The 19,542-nt window shown below is 44.3% G+C and carries 16 protein-coding genes; 7 read left to right on the top strand and 9 right to left on the bottom strand.

Annotated elements, in window-relative coordinates; genetic code table 11:
• Nucleotides 1–74 precede the first annotated feature (74 nt).
• The 4 genes from JKP77_RS05095 to JKP77_RS05110 are packed head-to-tail and all read right to left on the bottom strand — an operon-like array spanning nt 75 to nt 4,893.
• Nucleotides 75–1,724 carry a porin family protein gene (locus JKP77_RS05095; protein ID WP_246601077.1) on the bottom strand — a complete coding sequence of 550 codons (1,650 nt, stop codon included), beginning with the start codon at nt 1,722–1,724 and terminating at the stop codon, nt 75–77.
• A gap of 4 nt (nt 1,725–1,728) precedes the next feature.
• Nucleotides 1,729–2,670, bottom strand: coding sequence for an XrtA-associated tyrosine autokinase (locus JKP77_RS05100; RefSeq protein WP_218310117.1), 942 nt, complete (start codon nt 2,668–2,670; stop codon nt 1,729–1,731).
• On the bottom strand, nt 2,671–4,239 hold the full coding sequence (locus tag JKP77_RS05105; protein ID WP_218310118.1) for an XrtA system polysaccharide chain length determinant: 1,569 nt from the start codon (nt 4,237–4,239) through the stop codon (nt 2,671–2,673).
• Nucleotides 4,240–4,260: 21 nt separating this feature from the next.
• The gene (locus tag JKP77_RS05110; protein ID WP_218310119.1) at nt 4,261–4,893 is read right to left on the bottom strand and encodes an XrtA/PEP-CTERM system exopolysaccharide export protein; all 633 of its coding nucleotides are present in this window, start codon (nt 4,891–4,893) and stop codon (nt 4,261–4,263) included.
• A gap of 152 nt (nt 4,894–5,045) precedes the next feature.
• Here JKP77_RS05110 and JKP77_RS05115 point away from each other — a divergent pair, with 152 nt between their 5' ends.
• The 5 genes from JKP77_RS05115 to JKP77_RS05135 are packed head-to-tail and all read left to right on the top strand — an operon-like array spanning nt 5,046 to nt 11,440.
• Nucleotides 5,046–6,458 (top strand): TIGR03013 family XrtA/PEP-CTERM system glycosyltransferase, encoded by a 1,413-nt coding sequence (locus tag JKP77_RS05115; protein ID WP_218310120.1) that lies wholly within the window; start codon nt 5,046–5,048, stop codon nt 6,456–6,458.
• Between the two features lie 3 nt (nt 6,459–6,461).
• On the top strand, nt 6,462–7,301 hold the full coding sequence (locus tag JKP77_RS05120; RefSeq protein WP_218310121.1) for an XrtA system polysaccharide deacetylase: 840 nt from the start codon (nt 6,462–6,464) through the stop codon (nt 7,299–7,301).
• Nucleotides 7,302–7,329: 28 nt separating this feature from the next.
• Nucleotides 7,330–8,760: an exosortase A gene (xrtA, locus tag JKP77_RS05125; RefSeq protein WP_218310122.1), complete on the top strand. Its 1,431-nt coding sequence runs from the start codon at nt 7,330–7,332 to the stop codon at nt 8,758–8,760.
• Between the two features lie 41 nt (nt 8,761–8,801).
• On the top strand, nt 8,802–9,950 hold the full coding sequence (locus JKP77_RS05130; RefSeq protein WP_218310123.1) for a glycosyltransferase family 4 protein: 1,149 nt from the start codon (nt 8,802–8,804) through the stop codon (nt 9,948–9,950).
• Nucleotides 9,947–11,440, top strand: a complete 1,494-nt coding sequence (locus tag JKP77_RS05135) for an oligosaccharide flippase family protein (protein ID WP_218310124.1) — start codon at nt 9,947–9,949, stop codon at nt 11,438–11,440. Before JKP77_RS05130 ends, JKP77_RS05135 begins: the two co-directional genes overlap by 4 nt.
• An 85-nt stretch (nt 11,441–11,525) precedes the next feature.
• Here the strand turns inward: JKP77_RS05135 and JKP77_RS05140 are convergent, their stop codons facing one another.
• Entirely contained in the window at nt 11,526–12,350 is an 825-nt protein-coding gene (locus JKP77_RS05140) for a sulfotransferase family protein (RefSeq protein ID WP_218310125.1), read from the bottom strand.
• A 3-nt stretch (nt 12,351–12,353) separates the two neighbouring features.
• Nucleotides 12,354–13,163 carry a hypothetical protein gene (locus tag JKP77_RS05145; RefSeq protein WP_218310126.1) on the bottom strand — a complete coding sequence of 270 codons (810 nt, stop codon included), beginning with the start codon at nt 13,161–13,163 and terminating at the stop codon, nt 12,354–12,356.
• A 129-nt stretch (nt 13,164–13,292) separates the two neighbouring features.
• Between JKP77_RS05145 and JKP77_RS05150 the strand changes: the two genes are divergently transcribed.
• Both JKP77_RS05150 and JKP77_RS05155 read left to right on the top strand, forming a co-directional pair.
• Entirely contained in the window at nt 13,293–14,303 is a 1,011-nt protein-coding gene (locus JKP77_RS05150; protein WP_218310127.1) for a right-handed parallel beta-helix repeat-containing protein, read from the top strand.
• Nucleotides 14,304–14,376: 73 nt separating this feature from the next.
• Nucleotides 14,377–15,843, top strand: a complete 1,467-nt coding sequence (locus tag JKP77_RS05155) for a hypothetical protein (RefSeq protein WP_218310128.1) — start codon at nt 14,377–14,379, stop codon at nt 15,841–15,843.
• On the opposite strand, the gene JKP77_RS05160 is transcribed toward JKP77_RS05155, so the two are convergent.
• From JKP77_RS05160 to JKP77_RS05170, 3 genes are read right to left on the bottom strand one after another with little or no spacing between them, the layout of a single operon-like run.
• Nucleotides 15,840–17,159: an O-antigen ligase family protein gene (locus JKP77_RS05160; protein ID WP_218310129.1), complete on the bottom strand. Its 1,320-nt coding sequence runs from the start codon at nt 17,157–17,159 to the stop codon at nt 15,840–15,842. The two genes, JKP77_RS05155 and JKP77_RS05160, sit on opposite strands and share 4 nt — an antisense overlap.
• Nucleotides 17,160–17,173: 14 nt before the next feature.
• Nucleotides 17,174–18,046 (bottom strand): sulfotransferase family protein, encoded by an 873-nt coding sequence (locus JKP77_RS05165; RefSeq protein ID WP_218310130.1) that lies wholly within the window; start codon nt 18,044–18,046, stop codon nt 17,174–17,176.
• Nucleotides 18,047–19,528: a lipopolysaccharide biosynthesis protein gene (locus tag JKP77_RS05170; RefSeq protein WP_218310131.1), complete on the bottom strand. Its 1,482-nt coding sequence runs from the start codon at nt 19,526–19,528 to the stop codon at nt 18,047–18,049.
• Nucleotides 19,529–19,542: the final 14 nt, after the last annotated feature.

The raw sequence follows: 19,542 nt of genomic DNA on the forward strand, positions 1-19,542 counted from the left end.
ATGCGGCATTTTTTGTGAATTGGACTTATTTCAGGGAATTAACTCTGGCGTTAGTTACGTAAATCGCTAGAGCATTACTCGTAACTATAGGTTACACCAACAGAAATACGGCGGTCTGTGTAGTCATTGCCAAACTGACCACCGCCGAATCCCGCATCACCGCTTTTATCGACAAGTGCGAAATTAAGCGTCGCATTCAGATGCTGGCCAATTTCCCTGGAGACTCCAACAGAATAGCGCCAGTTTTCTGATTCACCGTTATTAAACTCTACAGAACGTTGTTCAATGTTGGCGTAGTTTACGTCAGCTGTCAGGCTGGTATAACTTCCCAGTTCCCAACTGGCATTGATACCTCCGCCATAAGTACGGCGCAGGCGATCTTCTTCCAGGTAATCATTCTCTGAATAGCGCCACGATAACGCTACCGCCAGGCGAGAGAAGTCATAACCAATTTGCGCGTTGGTACTTTTGCGAAGAATAATATTGTCGTCTAACTCAAGGTTTTGAGAGGTAAACTGTACAAGTTGTTCGCCGGCATCCGGCGTGTAATTCAGGCTGTTAGGCTGAAAACAGGTAGCGATGCTGGTGGAGCCCACAGGGCACACAAACACACCAAGGTTCTCCGGGCTTGCCAGAAGGCGGCTTGTGCTCGTCACGTCTTCAGAGTACGAAATCGAGCTTCGTACTTTTTTAGTGTTATAACTGAAATTAAAACTGCCAGATTCACCATAAAAACGCCGGCCATAGCTTGCCGCGACGGATGTACGGCTGCTGAATGCCCATTTCATATCCAGCCCGATATAGGTTTCGTTATCATCCTCACCGATATCTGAATCACTGGTATTTGCTGTTAGAGATATGTAACGGTTATCACTTTTACGGTAGGTAATTCCAGCTCCATATGAGTTGAATTCACGAGTCTGACTGAACGTATCGGTTCTGTCTGAGAGCTGATTCGCTTCGTGCTCTGCACTTACACGAAATCCCCAGTTATTGAACAACATGATGTCCGCTTTGGCCTCACCACTTCGCGTCACAAAATCGCCGTTTCCCCGGTTTTCACGATCTGTTTGCGAGTAAGCACCATTAATAGACCAGAAAACCACACGGGCTTCATCGCCTTGGTACAAGGTTCCTTGCGTGCGGTAGGTTTCACTGTCAAGGGCCACACCACTTAGGTTTTCGGAGCGTTCAGACTCGACTATTGAATACGCGGCCTGACCACGAGCGCGGATCCAGTCACCCTGGTCCAGGGTCAGGGTTGACGCAAACTGATTTGACCGGGTTTTTGCGAGATCGCCACCATTTGTCAGAAAGTCACTAACGAGAAAGTTTGCTGCACTGGCATTACGATAGTTTAGTGCCCCGTTCGCCTGAAACGACAGCAGTCTGTCGATGGCTGCCCACTGCGCAGAGTATTGGTACTCTGCATAGTCTTCAGTTTGGGTAACATCGCTGTTGTCACGCTCTATATGGGTAAGTGCGCCAGACCAGAGCCCGTTAAAGGTTCTGCTCTGATAGAGAGCACTCACCCTTGGCGTTAACTGCAACGTAGTGAGCGATCTGCGACCGAGAGATTCTGAGGCAATGTCCTGATAGATGGCTTCAGCGTCTGCTGAAGCGGTAAAATCCAGTGGCGAAGCATGTGCAGATGTCGAAACTATTAAACCTACCAGCAGAGCGACTTTCGTTTTTTTTGTTTTTATTGTGCTGAGAAGTTTCATGCCACTATGCTTCTCTCTCTGCATAGTAGTAACCGTAATACCCTGAATTTTCACTGTCAGTATGCGTAGACTTGTTAACCACAAATCCAATCGCCATATTCGGGTTCAGACGCTCTACGGCCAGCTTTATATCTGCCAGTTTTGCACGACCCTCTTCTACCACTACAACAGCCTGACCAGCAAAATTAGCCAACACGGCTGACTCGTTAATACCAATAAGCGGTGGCGTATCGAAGATAACAATACGATCGGGGTAGCGGTTAGCAAACTCATCCACCGTTTCGTGCATTTTCTGGCTCGCCAGCATTTCGGTAGACAAATGGTGTGATTTCCCTGCTGGAATAATCTTTAACTTGTCTATATTGGTGGGGTAGAGTACATCCGAAATATCTTCGACTTCACCGGTAAGATATTCCATCAGTCCTTTACGCCGCTCCAGTCCCAGTGTATTTAATACGTTGGGTTTAAGTACGTCGGCATCAACTAACAACACCGTTTTGTCCTGCTCGGCAGCAATACTCATGGCCAGGTTAGTGGCGGTAAATGTTTTGCCCTCCGAAGGCCGGCTGCTACTTACCATAATAATATTCGAGTTGTGCAGGGTTTTTGCCAGGGGACCAAAGGCGTTAGCAAGAAGTTTACGCTTTATTTCGCGGTACTCTTCATTTATCTGGCGTCGGTCACCCAGTAAAGAAATGTGGCCGTTGTTCACAAGTCTATCTAAATCAATATTAAATGGAACCAGCGTAGATGCAGCGCCGTCAGCATGAGACGCTGTAGTCACTTTTTTTGACTTCACTGGTTTCTCAGCGCTGGTTTCGGCAGACGCTACAGGCTCGCTGACTTCTCCGGCATCTTGCTCTTGTGCAGTATCTGATGCTTTTTCTGCTTTAGCACGCGCTTCTGCTTCGCGCTTACGTTGAAGGGCTTTTTCGATGGTGCTCATTTAAATTAACCCTCCAACTAAGTCAATGTTCATTATATCCGCACCCATCAGCACACCATACATTGCGAGTATCGCGCCACAAGACAGCGCGAAAACCGCTACGCGCGTTCTGTTCTTTTTCCTGATTTTCACAATATCCAGGTGAGTTACAGTGCCCCAGATTGGGTAATCCGTTAATTGCAGCAGTTGTTTTGGTCTAACTAGCACTGGCCCTAACTGACTGATCAGAAAAGCAATACCGATACCTGCACCAAAGCCTAATATTAGTACAGCGGTATACATAATAGCCCGGTTCGGTCCTGACGGCGATGTGGGAAGCAATGGCGGCTCAATAATTCTGAACTGCATTTCTTCTGCTGAAACATCAGCACGACGTGATAAGTCAGCGGATTCGCGGCGAGACAGCAGCTCTTCATATTTGCGCTTGGTGATTCCATAGTCCCGGTTTAACGCGGTAGACTCGGCTTCGATTTGTGGGATTAAGTCGACCTTGGACTCCAGTTCTGCAATCTTGCCCTGTAGGTTTTGCTCTTTTACTCGCAGTGAAGCGATATTACTTTCCAGACGGCTTACTTCCAGCTTCAGCTCGCGATTAAGCTCATTCAATGGCTGGCTGCTTTCACCGTCTTCCTGATTCATGAATGCATCAATCTCACGCTGTCTGGCGGTTTCCAAACTGTCCAACAGTGCTTTGGTTTCAATCACGTCTGGGTGCATTTCGGTAAAGCGTAATTTTAGCCGATCGAGTTCCTCTTCCAGCCCGCGGATACGCTCGTCATAACGCGTCCGAAGAACAGGTTCATCGGCATTACTCACACCAAAACCATCGGTGCCTCGATTACCTGACAACTGAGAGCGAAGCGAATCGGCCTGTTGCTGGGTTTGCTTGATTTCAAGTTGAGTTAATTCTAACTGGCTGTTTAAATCCTGAAGCGAGCTGTAGAAAGAGCCAGATAAAGGCAGAATGTCACTGTACTGACGCTTAAAGTCAGCCAGACGCTGTTCTGCTTCGCTTAATCGGGCCTCGTATTCCGCTATCTGTTCATCCAGAAAGCGTCCGGCGGTGTCAGTATCGCGACGGTTATTACCCAAGGCGCCCTCTACGAACAAATCCAGTGTTTCCTGCACAACGCGCTGTGCCATTACAGGGTTACTGTTATTGTAGGTAATGTTAAAGATGTTATCGCGTCCGGTGGAGGACAATTCGATTTGGTCGGCCAGTTTTCTCACTAAATTATCGAAAGCTGCATCCGACGTTACGCTGATATCCAGGTCACTTTCTCTGGCAATCGTTTCGACATTGGAACGACTCAGTAACGTCTTCGCCATCATCTGAATTTCCTGGTTGGCGTCGGTCTGAATAGCCAGCCCTCTCAATAATGGCTGCAGTACTGAGCGAGTATCAACAAAAACAGTGGCTTTTGACGCAAATTGGTCAGGAAGAGTGGCAACATAGGCAAATCCAATAGGACAGATAAGCCACGAACAAATCATAACGTAACGCTTTTTTATCCAGATACCTTTAATATAATCCAGTATCTGGTTCAGCGTTTGTTGTAAATCCTGCATGTAATTAAAATCCGTTTACGTCTAGTACCAGGCTTCTGGAATAATTACGATATCACCGGGAAGCATATCAACGTTTTCTGTTATCTCGCCCTCACGGATAAGATCGTCAATATTAATCTCAAAGGTGGTCTGTTCGCCATTTACAACCCGCACTAATTTAGCGTTATTGCCATCGGCAAATTCGGTTAAACCGCCAACGGCGATCATCAGGTCGAGTAGCGTCATGTGTTCAGTGTAGTTTACTGCGCTGGGGTTTGTGGCTTCACCAATTACCCGAACCTGTTCACTTAGCGGACCAGAGAACCCATTCACGCTTACTGTAACCCTGGGGTTATTAATAAAAACTGAAAGTTTTTCCTCGATTTCCCGGGCCAGCATGGTGGGGGTTCGGCCAGCTACATCAATATCCTCTACCAAAGATGTAGTTACTTTTCCGTCTGGACGAACAATGAATTGCCCTGAAATTTCAGGGTTCCGCCATACAAATATGGTTAAAGTATCTCCCGGACCAATTAAATACTGGTAGTCATTAACATCCGTAGTAAGGGATGGACGTGTGGTCGCTTGTGGCAATGTGGAGGTGCTACTGCACCCATTCAGTAGCGACAAAGAAGCCCCTACTGCTAACAAAATCAGGCTTGTTGAGCGGTTCATAAGAGATCGTCCTACACTCATTATGGGTTAATTTTTATCTTAATGTAATTTACCCTACGGCAAATACCACTATAATGCCATCATCATCTGTAGTCTATTACAATAATAACCTTTATGATGGGTAAATACGCTGTAGTTTTAGGGGGCCAAGGGTGGCGGTAAACAAGCGAAATCAAAATAAGCGCTCAAATATATTAGTAGTAACAGAAGCGTTACTCATCGCTTACATGGGGTATATAACCCAATTTATTTTAGTCCAGTTAGGAATGGCATCTTCTGTTAGCATTGAAAAGCTAGTGGTTAATGTCGGCTTACTTACCGTATCCATACTACTGTGCTCTCTTTCAGTGGGGCTCTATGAGGCTAAGTTAAGAGAGACGTTCCGGGGTATTATCCGCCGCATTTTTGTGAGTGTCGGCTTAAGCTATTTTCTGGTAGAAGTGCTAAGCCGGGCGTTTTTTGACAACCTGGTCATGCACTCGTACTTTCTTCCTGCCGCAGTCTGCTCAATTATCATCACGCTGGTTGTCTTTCGCTACTTTACTAATCGCCTAGGCCTTTTAGGCTTGGGCAAGGTTCGAATTGTGGTTTTAGGTGCCGGTGAGCGTGCGTCCATTATTGAAAAACGCATGCGCCGTGATGTAGACCGAATCGGTTTTGAATTACTCGGCTTTATTCCTATCCCGGGCGATAACCGTGAGGAAGGTATCAAGAAAGAGAAAATCGTTCATGTGAAAGTGGATGAGAACTTTCAGCAGTTTATTGCAGAAAACGATATTGAAGAGGTGGTGATAGCCTGCGATCAGCGTCGTGGCACACTACCAATCGATGTATTGTTTGAGTGTCGTTTGCGCGGCATAGAAGTTACCGACCTTCTTGACTTTATGGAACGGGAGACGGGGCAGATTGTTGTAAACCTGATGTACCCTAGCTGGGTGATCTATTCCAACGGATTCCATAGCAATAATTACCTGAGAGATGCATTAGACTACAGCCTGAATACTATTCTGGCGCTTTTCATCTTCTTTTTTGTCTGGCCGATTATGCTCATCACCGCCACCATTATTTACTTGGATGATGGCCGAAGAACCGGCGCTTCTGTTTTTTACAAGCAGGAGAGGGTAGGGCTCAACGGTAAACTGTTTAAAATAATTAAGTTTCGCAGTATGCGGCCTGACGCAGAAAAAGACGGTGCAAAATGGGCCAGCAAGAATGACAGCCGGGTCACTCGTATTGGTAACTTTATCCGCAAATACCGCGTAGATGAACTTCCACAACTTATCAATGTATTTAAAGGTGAAATGGCATTTATTGGCCCTCGCCCTGAGCGGCCTGAATTTGTGGAAAAATTGGTTCGCGAAGTGCCTTACTACAATCAGCGTCATAACGTGAAACCGGGCCTTGCGGGTTGGGCTCAGTTAAATTACCCGTATGGCGCCAGCGTTGAAGACTCAATGGAAAAGCTCAAGTTTGACCTCTACTACGTTAAACACCAGAGCTTGCTTCTGGATATCCTTATTCTTATCCGCACCGTGGAAGTGGTGTTGTTTGGCAAAGGGCGTTAATTAATGAAACTCGATAATCGCCTGAATGCGATGACGGTAGACGTGGAAGATTATTTTCAGGTATCTGCTTTCGAAGGGGTAATTGACAAAAAAGACTGGGACTCGGTGAGTCTTCGTGTTGGCGACAATACGCACCGTTTACTCGACTTGTTTGCAGAAAACGATGTGAAATCGACTTTTTTTACCCTTGGCTGGGTGGCGAAACGCTGCCCAGATGTCATCAAACGTATTGTAGATGAGGGGCATGAGCTGGCGAGTCATGGCTTGGCGCATCAACGCGCTACTACCATGTCTCGGGATGAGTTCAGAGCGGATGTGTCGCAAAGCAAAGCAATATTGGAAGATATTGGTGGCGTTGCTATCAAGGGTTATCGTGCGCCGAGCTTTTCAGTTAATGATGACAACACCTGGGTATACGATGTTATTAAAGAGCTGGGTTTTGTTTATTCCTCAAGCACATATCCGATTGAGCACGACCTTTACGGCGTGCCGCACTGGCCGCGTTTTAAATATGAACGAGAAGAAGGCATCATCGAAATTCCTATTCCCACGGTGCGCAAAAACAACGTGAACACTGGAATTGGGGGCGGCGGCTATTTCCGTTTGTATCCCTATTGGCTCTCCCGCAAGCGCATCACCCGCTTTATGGCTGAGGAGTCAGCACCTTACAGCTTTTATTTCCATCCATGGGAAATTGATGCTAACCAGCCAAGGTTTGACAATGCGCCCTGGAAATCTAAATTCCGGCATTATGTGAATCTCTCCAGAATGGAGGGGAAACTCGTTGCTTTACTGAAAGATTTTCGCTGGGGCACGATGCAGCAAGCATACGACATTTCATAATAAGAACAAGCAGGCAGGGAAACGCGACGTGGTAAAGGAAAATAGCAATAAAAGACTGGTCCTGAGTGCTTTCGTTTTCTTGCTCTGGATTATTTTTTGCTGGCAGGGTTTTGTCACTGTCGTGAATGTGTGGTGGGGAAATGAAATCTTCAACCACGGATTCTTTATTCTTCCCGGTGTGATTTATCTGATTTACCTCAAACGGTCAGCATTATTAGCACAACCGTTTGAAACGTCTTGGCTGTCCCTGTTTTTTATTGTCCCCACAGTACTGTTATATGTTGTCGGCGTGGCAGGCGACGTGCAACTATTCATGCACGCTGCGACCTTTGCATTGTTCCCGTTGCTGGTTTGGATGCTTATCGGTACCAGGGCGGCATTAACGATATTCTTTCCTCTTTGTTTTACGCTGTTTAGTGTTCCGGTTGGCGAGCAGCTAATTCCATACCTGCAGGAAATTGCGGCCGACGGCTCGGTGTGGTTGTTAAAGCTGACTGGCGTTCCATTATTCAGAAGTGGCCTCTATATTGAAATACCCCAAGGGCGCTTTTTGGTTGCAGAAGCCTGCTCTGGCGTGAGTTTCTTTATCGCCAGTGTGGTCATTGGGTCGCTGTATTCTTATCTGAATTTCCGGTCTGCAAAGCGACGGATTATTTTTGTTTTTATTTCTCTGATATTTCCGATTGTCGCGAACGTGATCAGAGTTTACGGCATCATTCTTATCGCTTATTGGACCGATATGGAATATGCCGCCGGCGCCGATCATTTAATATACGGGTGGTTCTTCTTCGCACTGGTTATTCTCTTTTTGCTCGGCATTGGTGAACTAATGAGAGAGTCTGGGGTTGAGTGGGAGTCTGCGCCTCAACAACCGTCATCAGTCTGGAAAGTAAACCTGTTTCCTATCGTAAGTGTTATCGCTTTGCTTGTTGCTAGCAAAGTGTGGGTGAATACTATTCGCCATGTAGCGCCAGCACATGCAAGCGCTTCTTACTCCTACTACAAAGCGGGTGAGTCCTGTGAAAGTGGAGAGATTGCACTTGGTCCAATATTTAATAACCCAAGCGAAACTCGTAAGTCATTCAGACTACTAAATGGTGGTTGTATGGTTACCGTTTACGAAGCATGGTTCTCTGGTGTTGATAATGAACTTATCAGCGACTTGAATAGACCTTACGATCAGCAAAAGTGGAGCTTGGTTTCAACTTCAGTTCAGTCAGTTTACAGCGAAGGCTTAAATAGCAATCTACCGGTCTACACAGTTACTACACCCAATGGCAAAGAAGCCAAATACACACTGTGGTACGAGATAGGTGAGCACGTATTTAGCTCAAAAGTTGATGCAAAACTATACGAAACAATGAATGCACTGATGGGGCACAGAGAAGCAGGAAAGCTGGTTATCATAGCGCTGCCCGTCCATGAAAACATAGACCAAGCTATTATGGATTTTCAGTAAGGTTACATCATTTAATAGCTACTTTAGAGCCTTATATAGCAATGAAAAAGATTCTACTACTGACGGAGAACTTTCCGCCCATAGAAGGGGGAAGTGGAAGATGGTTTTGGGAACTGTATTCCCGGCTATCCAAAGATAACGTGTTGATAATGGCTCACAACGTGAAAGGTAGTGCTGAGTTTGACTCGACGCACAATTTACAGATCCTGAGAGTACCTATGAACTCCAGCGAGTGGGGGCTGAAAAGTGTGACGGGCCTGAAGTTTTACTGGCGGATGGTGAAACAGGTTCGCCACATTGTTAAAGAATACGGCATTGACGAAATTCACTGTGGAAGAGTTATTCATGAAGGCGTTATCGCCTGGCTGGTTAAGAAATTAACGGGTACACCATTTTTGTGTTACGTGCATGGTGAGGACGTTGAAACTGCGGCCACAAGCCGGGAACAGGCGTTATTAGTCAAACGCGTGTGTGCCTCTTCAAAAATGCTGATTTGTAACAGCAAAAACTCAGAGAAGCTGGTTGTGAACCTGGGGTTCTCTAACAGCAATAAATGCGTGGTGTTACACCCTGGCGTAGATACTACGCGATTTGTTCCCGCCCCGGTCAATAATGACTTCAGGCAACATATGGGCTGGAGTGGTAAGCGTGTGTTGCTCACGGTTGGAAGGTTGCAAAGAAGAAAAGGACAAGACTTTTTAATTAAAGCCATGCCTGAGTTAATTACGCAGTTCCCGGATCTGTACTACGCAGTGGTAGGCAGAGGGGAGTGCGAGCAAGAGCTAAAACAGTCGGTTATCTACAATAAGCTTGAAGCTCACGTGGGGATATACACCGATCTAGATGATGAGGCGCTAATTCAGTGCTATCAGCAATGCGATGTTTTTATTCTGCCAAACCGGACCATAGGCAATGATATTGAAGGCTTTGGCATGGTGCTTGTGGAGGCACAGGCGTGCGCGAAGCCGGTTATTGCCGGCGATTCAGGTGGAACCGCGGAAACCATGATTATCGGAAAAACCGGTGAAATTATCGATTGCTCATCACCTCAGAAGCTTGCTAGTGAACTTAGTAAAGTGCTGATAAATCCAGACTTTGAAAGCTATGGAGATAGCGGGCTGAGTCATGTGCAACAGGAACTTGACTGGCAAGCACATGTTGACAAAGCGCGAGAGCTCTTTGCGTTGTGAGCGTTACCAGTAAAGTTGTAAATAGCGCGATGTTTGCAGCTTCCGCGAAGCTGATCAGTAAGCTTCTCGGTGTTATCAGTACAATGGTACTGGCACGTATACTGGCCCCCGAAGAATTTGGTTATATCGCTATCGTCAGCATAGCGCTTTATTTCTTTGATATTCTTTCGCACGCAGCCAGCGAGCAATACATTATTCAGAAAACGACAGTGAGCCGGCGGGAGCTGCATACAGCCTGGACGGCTAACCTGTTATTAAAATTAGCCATCGCGCTGGTTATCGTTTTACTCGCCCCGTGGATAGCTATTTTCTTCGAGCGACCAGAGCTGACTGACGCGTTCCGTCTGAGTGCATTAATACTACCAATACAGGCACTCAAATCGCCAATATACATTCTACTTAAACGACAGCTTAACTTTGCGCCTTTATTCTGGAGCTCTTTAGCTGAACGTTTATTGGCAGTTCCTCTTGTTATTACGCTGGCCTTCGCTCTGGAGAGCTTTTGGGCTTTTATTCTGACTGATATCGCTGCAAAACTTTTAGCTGTGGTGATCTCGTATTTTATCGCGAGAAAGTTACCCAGATTCACTCTTTCAGGTGTCGCGGTTCAATGGACATTCTCCAAATGGATGATGGCCAAAAGCGTGGTTGGCTATATGCGGTCTCAAATTGACACCATCGTCGTCTCGAAGGCGTTTTCCGGTGGTGTGTTGGGGAATTATCATATGGCCAGAGAGTTAGCGATGATGCCCGCTCATTTCTTGTTGGGGCCTGCTATAGAGCCGCTTCTGAGTGCGTTTAAAAATGATAAGGATGACAAAAATGCGCTAATGAATAACGTAGCGTTTTCGCTTATTGTCGCCATGATCATATCCATTCCACTTTGCGTGTTTATATGGAATTACGCAGAGACAATAGTGTTTATATTGTTAGGGGAGAATTGGGGAATAGCCGCTACAGTTCTGCCGATATTGTCGTTGCTTTTCTTTTACTGGACGCTCATGCAGATAATCGAAACGGCATTTATCGCAAATGGCAATGTCAGGCTTATTTTTGTGTCAGACGTGATATCTTTACTGCTCATTACTGTGGCGTTAACCGTTGGTGTAACTCTTTCGTTTCCGCTTGAGGGCTTGGCATGGTTGAGGGTGCTAATCGGTTTTTCTGTGACCTTATTGTTGATAGTCTTTTTCTTTAAAACCAATTTATGTTACGTTCGTGAAGTTTTCCTCGCCGCTGTTACATCACTTTTTTGTTGTGCGCTTGCTTACCTTCTGGCTGGCAGTGTAGTAGAGGTGATTGGCTTGGGTTATGGAGGCGGTGCTCAAATTTGGCAGTCCTTGTTATGGGGAACGGTATTCTTTTTAACCTACGCTATTTTGCTACTTCTTACGGGTAAGCTTTCAAACAATTATCATTTCAATCGATTGCTTAGTATTTTAGGCCCTATCCTGGCTAGAAACAGCAGGAACAATAGAAATTGCCAGTAGCTCTGTAGGTACAGTCCTGAATTATGAAGTTGTAAGGCTGTGACGCAGCAACTGGCTTTAGTCTTTTAGAACCCCTTTTAAGTGCTTATTTTTTGTATTTCGTTTTCCAGTTATCAAGACGCTTATGTGTTATCGATTCTATTAAAGTAACGTCTTCAGCCAGTTCATCTAAAACGTGTTGCGGGAGCGTGAACCGCTTTCCTTTTGGAGAGGGACGATTGTGAAATATCTCTTTTATAGACTCCGAATATCTTGAGTTCTTAACAAAATCAATAGCTTTTCCAAGGCCAATTGCTTTTAACGCTGCCTGTGTTCGAGGAAGGACTACTCTATTCACTCTTTTGTTTATAAAAGACGGTTCGAAAGATGAGTTTACTCCGATGAACTTGCAAATACTCTGAAAGAAAGTAAGGGGAGTTGAACTTAAATCATCGTAAAAGCAGGTATAAACATTGTCGTTTCCGAAAAGCTTCAACGCGCGGTTGAGGTGTTTACCCTGCAGACTCAAATCGATAACGCTCTGTTTATTTTGTATAACCTCTTCAAAACTTAAGTCTTTGTAGTCAGATTGAGAAAACAGCTCGTACTGTGATATCAGTCGGGAAACTGGCTCTCTCAGAATAAAGATAACCTTACAATCTGGGACCATGCTTTGTAATCTTTCAAGAGCTTGCGGTTCCTGATAATAGTTCGGTGTGATCTCTCCCCAGCTTTCATAATTCTCTTTAACTGTAACGGGGAAAAAACGTCGATAATAAGACTCTCCTTTGTCAAAATGATGATCAAAAAAGTGAAGCTCTTTGGTATCAGGCAGGAAAACATCAGGGTGTTCTTTCAGGCATTCATAAAGCCAGGTTGTACCAGCTCTTTGAGCCCCTATTACAACGAATTTAGGTAATAACCCTTCCATTTTCTACTTCTCTCCTTTTTTAAATTTACGCAACAGAAGTCCAATAACAATCAGTATAATAGGTAATGCCCACTTCACGATGTAAGATATTCTCTCAAAGTAGTATTTCTTTGTTACGAAGTGGCTCGCCCCATTCCAGTACTGATAATTCCCTTCTCGCATCTCCCGTTTGATGACCAGTTCGCCGTTATTGAAGTAGCCAAAGTTCTCATACTCGCGTACGAGTGTATCAGGGTTATTAACATAAAATATGAGCTCATTCTTTAAAGGTACCCCAAAGTCAGGATCTAAAAGTTGTTTTTGGCTACCATAATCAGCCTCAACCATCACGTGGCCTGGAATACTTATTATCGAATTATTTATTCCTTCCTGGTTAAGCAGTTCTGAAAGTAACATGGATGCATCGCCGCAGAGACCGATACCCCTTTCGATGCTTTTTTCCGGTATCGTAAAATGGTAACGCTCGAATTCTGAAATGGAGGTGAGGGCTCCAGCCAGGTAGAGAATATAATTTTCCCATACAGGAACACGCTGGTGGAACACGTCAGGATCATAATACTCCCAATGTACATGTGCCATGCCGTCAGCGATAACCTTGGTTAATCGGTTTGCGTATTCTTCTTTACTTTCAGAAGGTAGCTTTTTCACCTGCTCACGAAAATCGTCGTGGGAAAGCTTTAAGTCGTTTTCTTCAAAGCGAAGAACATCTGGAGCCAGGCCTTCCGGTCTTAATGATTGAGTCAGTCCATACAGGTTAATTGCCAGAAGGCTAATACCAACTAGAAGCGAAAGAGTTCCAAATAGTAAACGCATGAAAGCTTGTACACCGAGATTGCAATCTTAAAGTCTGGTAGTGTACAAGAGATATTAGTATGAATGTACCGATCTTTATCGTGATGCTCATTACAACGTTACATATATTATTACTGCTGGGTGGCATACATGAAAGTGAAAAGCGTTACTACAACTGTCTGGTGTGTCTTCAGTATCTGCCTGAGCTTCAATGCTTTTTCTGAATCTCTTTATGTAACGAACTCGCAAGAATTGCTCTCTGCGATAAAAAAGGCTCATCAACAAAAGCTCGTCAAAGAAGTAATTATTGCGCCTGGCTTATACTCGATTTCTAAACGGCTCAAACTATCCAGAAATAGCTTCACATTACGAAGCGAAACCTCTGACCCCGAGAGCACAGTGATTTCAGGGGGGGCGTCATTGGAGGAAAGTGATGCTGATGTGCTAATTGATGTTTCGGGGTCAGACATAACTATTGCAGGAGTCACTCTACAACATGCTCGCCGGCATCTGATTCAATTACGTGCAGAGACAGACAGCGATAATTTTACATTGGTAAACAGCGTTTTACGTGACTCTTACGAGCAACTGCTGAAGGTGAGTGCTGGAAATACGAGTTTTTATTCTGATAGCGGCACAGTTCTCAACAATACTTTTTACTACTCAAAAGGTATTGGTCCGCAATACTATATAGGTGGTATTGATGCTCACAGGGCGGTTAACTGGAAAGTTAAATACAACCTGTTTAAAGATATAGCCAGCCCGGCAGATAAAGTGGCTGAGCACGCGATACACTTTTGGAATAACTCAGCAAATAACAAGATTGTCGGAAACACAATTATCAATTGCGACAGAGGAATTGGCTTTGGCATGCGAGACCGTGAAAACCAAAACAGTGGAGGGCTTATTGCCGAAAATCTCATTGTTCATGATAACCCTGCCCATCCATTCGCTGACGTGGGCATCGTTTTGGAAAGTAGCCCCTATACAAGAGTTACAAATAACAGAGTCTTTCTTTATGGTCGTTATCCAAACGCCATAGAGTACCGCTTTGAACGAACTCATAGTGTTGAAATATCCGGAAATAAGGTGAACAAAAAAATAACAGCAAGGAATGGAGGCGCTGCGCTTTTGAAAGGTAATATAAAACTTGTACGATAAGTCTGAAGGTTGTCGTTTCCATGTACCCTCACAGCGATAAGAAAATTCGACTTTAAGAAAGGACGCGTTATTTATGCAATTTATTTCCGCTGTTAAATTACTGGCTTTCGTAGCAGGGTGTGCTTTTCTTTTTTCAGTTGCATTTTTAGCTTTATTTACTGAAGGTAGCGATCATTTACTGCCCGAGATCGAAGAAATTGGGTTTAATAGTGAAAGTTCATTCCAATCTTCGGAACTCGCTTGGGATGAGACTCTAGATAAATCAAAGAACATTCACGCAGGGCAAACAAAACTCATCATGGAAGGTAAGTTTCTGGAGTTTGTCGGTGGGTTTAAAATTCCTTCTCTAATTGTCGACGAGTATCGCTTCAACTCCAGGTATCTAGACTTACTTCCAGGGACAAAGGTTTGGGCATCTGGGCACCCTAAAGATAAGGTTTTCATTCTTGAAGAGCCGCAGGTATCTTTAAATGGCTTTAAAAGCATGAAGGCAGAGCTTATAGTCAAGCAGAACTATACTATAATGGCTGACTACGAAAAAATATCGCCTTCGGCAGTTCATTGGGTTGATGAAAACCAACTATTGGTTTCTGGCAGAAAAAGTTACCGGAGCGGCTACGAAGCAAACTGGCTGTTGTCTTTTGATCTGAATACCCAGATCACTAAGCCTTACAATATCACTTCGGTATCAAACATCTCCCTTAGTCCTTTCGAAACGCTTCAGGCATTTGGTGCTGGCTTCGTCAGAATTCATGACAAGCAATTTGCTGAAAAGCTAGGTACCCGTTCTATGTTTTTGATTGGCAGAGGGGGATATGATGTGCTTGGCTCACCTTTAGGACCAGCACTTGCAAAGTGGGAGACAGGAAGTTCGGATGCTACTTCTTTAATCTATTACCCTAAAAATGCACCAGCACATCGTGACCCGTATTATACCTATCCCGACAAAGACCCAAACACCTACGACAAGGTCCGTCTTCCCATGTGGAAGGCTGCTGAAGGTAGCCGAGGATTCTGGCAAGCAGGAGATGTAGGAGGAATGGCTATAATAAACAGTCCTGCAATCGAAGGGGTAATCGCGACCAAAAATTTTGCAAGAGGAGTCTTGGATTATCGGGCTCAGGGAGATAGCGGTTCGGGCAAGTACTTTCTTGTGGAAGATCCCGCTACTTTTTACAGTAATAAAGGACGTGGGAATCGGGGAGATCATCAAAGTGAAACACTTAATCAGGCGTATAACAAAGGCATGCACGCCAATACACTCCTGGTTTTTTCTCCTGATGATTTGGTCGATGTTGCAAACAAAGAACTCGCTCCGACGGCGTTAACTTTTTTAGAATATGAATGGCCTAGGGAAAATCTCCCCTGGTCCGAAAGGAGCAGAGATCCGACCCTTTTAGGTAGTGTTACCTGGGATGACAGCAGGCAGCTTCTTTGGTTAGCGGTAGGGACAATCCGAAACACGTATTTGGTAGCTTATAAAATTATTCCGGATAAAAACAGAAAAGAAATCCCCATAAAGGCTTATATTCCGTTTTAGGCGCTCTCTTTGTCCAAGTCGGTTAGTTTTCTTTCACCCATATAGCTCTTCAATACATACACATTGTAGGCCGCGGCAGCGAACATAATCAGCCAATACAGTACTTCAGCGCGCATTCTGTTTAAAAATGACATCGCTACCATGAAGGAGAGTAAAGACCCTTGAAGCGCAACTATTTTAAAATAGTCGTCAACCAGGTTGTTCTTCTTGAGATAGGCTTTAGTTTTATTAAGGTACTTCCAGGCTGACCATAACATCATAAGAAAGGCTCCCAAGCCCAAGTAGCCTACTTCGGTTAACGTTTCAAACCATGTAGAATGTACGCTTCTGTTTCTCTTGCCGCCTGTGTCAACGTCTTCTGGAATATAAAAGGGAGAGTAATAGTTAAAGCCACGGTATCCGTTGCCAAAGGGGTGATCTTTGGTCATATCCCAGGCCGCCTGCCAGAAAATCATACGTGTAGCACCCGTTTCTTTTTCGTCTTTTGCTTCTACTTCCGATGTGATTCCGGTAACTCGTTCAATAAAGTCATCGTCAGCAAGGTAGAGTGCCCCGCTAAGCCCTGCGATTGTGATAAAAACCGCCATCTTCTTCTGATGTTTGCGCTGAAAAGATGAAGTGTACATGTAATACATGAAAAACATGACGCCAATAGCAACAGCGAGGAACGCCCCCCGGCTGTTAATCAGAACTATAGCGTTAGCCATAAATACACCGGCAATTGCAAAGGCTACCTTCAATACCTTGTTGGCTGAAATCCAATAGTAATATAGCGAGAGCACCAAGGCTGGAGCGATTGCCGCAGCGAGACCATTTGCGTCGGGCGAGTCGACCAGGCCAACCCCTTCAACCCGGTTACCCGAGTTTCTGCCTATTTGGTAGACATAAAAACTTACATACCAAGCTGAAAAAATATAACCGTACAACACATAAGAGAAGTCACGTACCGAGCCTATCAGTTTGTAAGCGATACACATGATGATTATGAGCTTTATAAAGTACACCATGAATATATAGTGGAAGTCTGGTGAAATGGCATAGAAATATGCAGCTGTGTAAATAACCATTACCATAATAGCCCACTTCAAAGGCGGGACCGCCCAGATTCTGTTTTGCTTCGTTCTGCTGTGGTTTATCACTACCAGCGAAAACATAAAAAAAACAATAAAGAAAGAGTAACTGATGTCTGGTACGAGATTCCCCCACCATCTTTTTTCCGGGTTAAAAAAATAAATTGCCTGATAAACGACAAAAGAAAGCGCTAATGAGTGCCTGAATGACAGCAAAAAACCACTTATCATGGTTCCGTAAAACATAAGAACACTAAGCATTAGTTACTAAAAATCCTCGGAAATTTTCGTTTCAGATATACACGTTTTAATTGATACTGTATCTGCATTTCGCCAACGATAAGCTGGTGCAATTGGCAGTACAAACGACGCATTAAGTTTGGGCGTGTACCTTCTGTAACAGTTTTGTAGTTGTCGGCTTGCATCAGGGCATGGCACACGTATTCTATATCTTCTACTTGTCTGGCAGAAAGCGAGGCTTTCCATCGTGAACTGAACTTTGTTGTGGTTTTTTTCATCGTATTTATATTTGATGCATTCAGTTTATATCTGGCTTTTTTATTGTGAAAGTCTAGCATTTCCGGCTCGTACTCTATGTCCAAATGAGTACAAATGCGTTTGAGAGTAGGCTCTAGTTCACTAACCAAGTCTTCGTACCTGATGTAAAGGCAGTTTTCAGGAGCAAGTGCCATGAAAGCTTTTTGCAGTTCAACTTCCTCTTTCCAACGGAGGGCTCCGGTATAGGCAGTGGTCCCCAGTCCCCATTTGTTGTCGATATAACTATTCACTACACCACGAGGGTCTCTTATTATGGTGATAAACTTGGTCTTTTTGAGAAACGGCTTTAATTTATCCAGGTGCTCAGTTAACTGAGGATCTTTAAAGCCCCAATAAGTTTTGTTTGTCTCTGTCAAAAGGTCTGGAATAGATTTTCCATGTCTCTTTAAAACCTGGTCATTACAGTTGGATATGATTTCATTGGTTTTTTCTGAGTTAAATACCTCAGCAACACTGATTTCATTTTGTATAAAAAGCTTACTATGTGTATCAAGGATCCTGGTGAGTAATGTTGTACCAGATCGTTGTGTTCCCAACAGAATTACATGTGGATGACTAATACCAGTAGGATCCATTTATGCTTTCACTCTTTTCATCAGACTAAGTAACTTTTGCTCTATACCCAAAGGTTTAGACATTAAAAACCATAAGCTAGAATGGCTAATAACATACAGGATTAACCCCGATATTGCATATCCGGCAATCAGCAGAATACTGTAATACCAGCTGTGATCTAATACATCTATAGTGGGATAGAAGTAATACAATCCTGAGGCCATCACTACAGCGCTTAACATTGGTCTAATCATTAATGCTATCTGAGAAAAAGCCGAAATGCGGATCTGTGCGGAAACAAGCTGAATATTAATAATTATCAGTAATAGCTGACTTGAAATGACACCAAGGAGTAAACCGCTTAGCCCCTCCAAGTACAAGCCTATGGATACAGCCGCGATTTTGATAAACGCGAAAAAGAGGTCTCTTTGAAACAAAAGTTTAGTTTCCCCCTTTGCCATTAATGCCGCTTTTGTGACGCCGTTGATTGCAGAAAGCGCAGTAATAGATGCCAGCATTTGTACGACAATAATAGCGCCTTCCCACTCCTTGCCCAGCACAAGAAGAATAATTGGCTCAGCCAGCAGGGAAAGCCCAACGCCAATGGGTAACATAACTGAAGTGGAAATTGCTAGTGACAATCTGAATGCCGAAGAAGTACGCTCGCTATCAGCTTTAATTTGACTAAATGCGGGATATAGGCCCCGATTCAGCACCGCTGAAAATTCTTGAGTAGGTTTTCGGGCCAGCTCATTGCCAATATTAAACTGGCCTAATACCCCAGCCCCCAGGAACTTACCTATCAGCAACTGATCAAATTTCGCTGCCAATGTCAGTATGATTTTACTCAGCGTGAGCCAGACAGAAAATGAGATTAAAGCCCGCCACTTCTTAAGCGAGAAGTTTGGTTTATAAGGTCTTAAGTAATAAGAAAAAGCTATTCTGAAACATTGGTTTGCGATGTGGCCGACCACCATTGCCCAATAGGATTTAGTCATCCATGCCAGACCTATCGCCATAACAACACCGATAAGCTGAGAAAACGTATTGAGATAAAGTATCTTACTGACGTTTAAATCTTTCTCAAGCGTAATCAAAGCTGGATTTTCAAAACCACTTACCAGCAGTGACGCTGAAAAAGCAAGCGCTATTAGTGTGACACTTGATTCCCCATAAAAGACTGAGAGTGGGTATGCGGAGAGTGCGAGTACTAGGAACATCAACACACCACGGATTACATTGATAGTAAATGCGGTGTTGAAGTCATCTCTTACTGGCGTCTGCATTACAATTAAAGCCTGGTTGACTGGAATTTGTAATGCGGCTTGCAGCGCAACTGCAATTACGCTTGCCATTGCAACAAGACCAAAATCTTCTGGCGTTAATATTTTAGCGAGAATGAAAACGCTTAGCATGGAAAGCATTGTGACCAGGGCCTTCATAACACCAAACAATGACACTGTTTTTGTTGTTTTTGCCGTTAATGAATTAGTTGGTGGCAAGACTTAGTCCTTAA

Source organism: Alteromonas antoniana (assembly GCF_019249295.1).
In the GTDB taxonomy this organism is placed as follows: Bacteria; Pseudomonadota; Gammaproteobacteria; order Enterobacterales; family Alteromonadaceae; genus Alteromonas; species Alteromonas antoniana.

Bases quoted from the DNA above. Each gene is read 5' to 3' on its own strand.
- JKP77_RS05150 (WP_218310127.1), top strand. From the start codon at position 13,293: ATGAAAGTGAAAAGCGTTACTACAACTGTCTGGTGTGTCTTCAGTATC.
- JKP77_RS05155 (WP_218310128.1), top strand. From the start codon at position 14,377: ATGCAATTTATTTCCGCTGTTAAATTACTGGCTTTCGTAGCAGGGTGT.
- JKP77_RS05145 (WP_218310126.1), bottom strand. From the start codon at position 13,163: ATGCGTTTACTATTTGGAACTCTTTCGCTTCTAGTTGGTATTAGCCTT.
- JKP77_RS05130 (WP_218310123.1), top strand. From the start codon at position 8,802: ATGAAAAAGATTCTACTACTGACGGAGAACTTTCCGCCCATAGAAGGG.
- JKP77_RS05110 (WP_218310119.1), bottom strand. From the start codon at position 4,893: ATGAACCGCTCAACAAGCCTGATTTTGTTAGCAGTAGGGGCTTCTTTG.
- JKP77_RS05140 (WP_218310125.1), bottom strand. From the start codon at position 12,350: ATGGAAGGGTTATTACCTAAATTCGTTGTAATAGGGGCTCAAAGAGCT.
- JKP77_RS05095 (WP_246601077.1), bottom strand. From the start codon at position 1,724: ATGAAACTTCTCAGCACAATAAAAACAAAAAAAACGAAAGTCGCTCTG.
- JKP77_RS05160 (WP_218310129.1), bottom strand. From the start codon at position 17,159: ATGTTTTACGGAACCATGATAAGTGGTTTTTTGCTGTCATTCAGGCAC.
- JKP77_RS05105 (WP_218310118.1), bottom strand. From the start codon at position 4,239: ATGCAGGATTTACAACAAACGCTGAACCAGATACTGGATTATATTAAA.
- JKP77_RS05100 (WP_218310117.1), bottom strand. From the start codon at position 2,670: ATGAGCACCATCGAAAAAGCCCTTCAACGTAAGCGCGAAGCAGAAGCG.
- JKP77_RS05165 (WP_218310130.1), bottom strand. From the start codon at position 18,046: ATGGATCCTACTGGTATTAGTCATCCACATGTAATTCTGTTGGGAACA.
- JKP77_RS05120 (WP_218310121.1), top strand. From the start codon at position 6,462: ATGAAACTCGATAATCGCCTGAATGCGATGACGGTAGACGTGGAAGAT.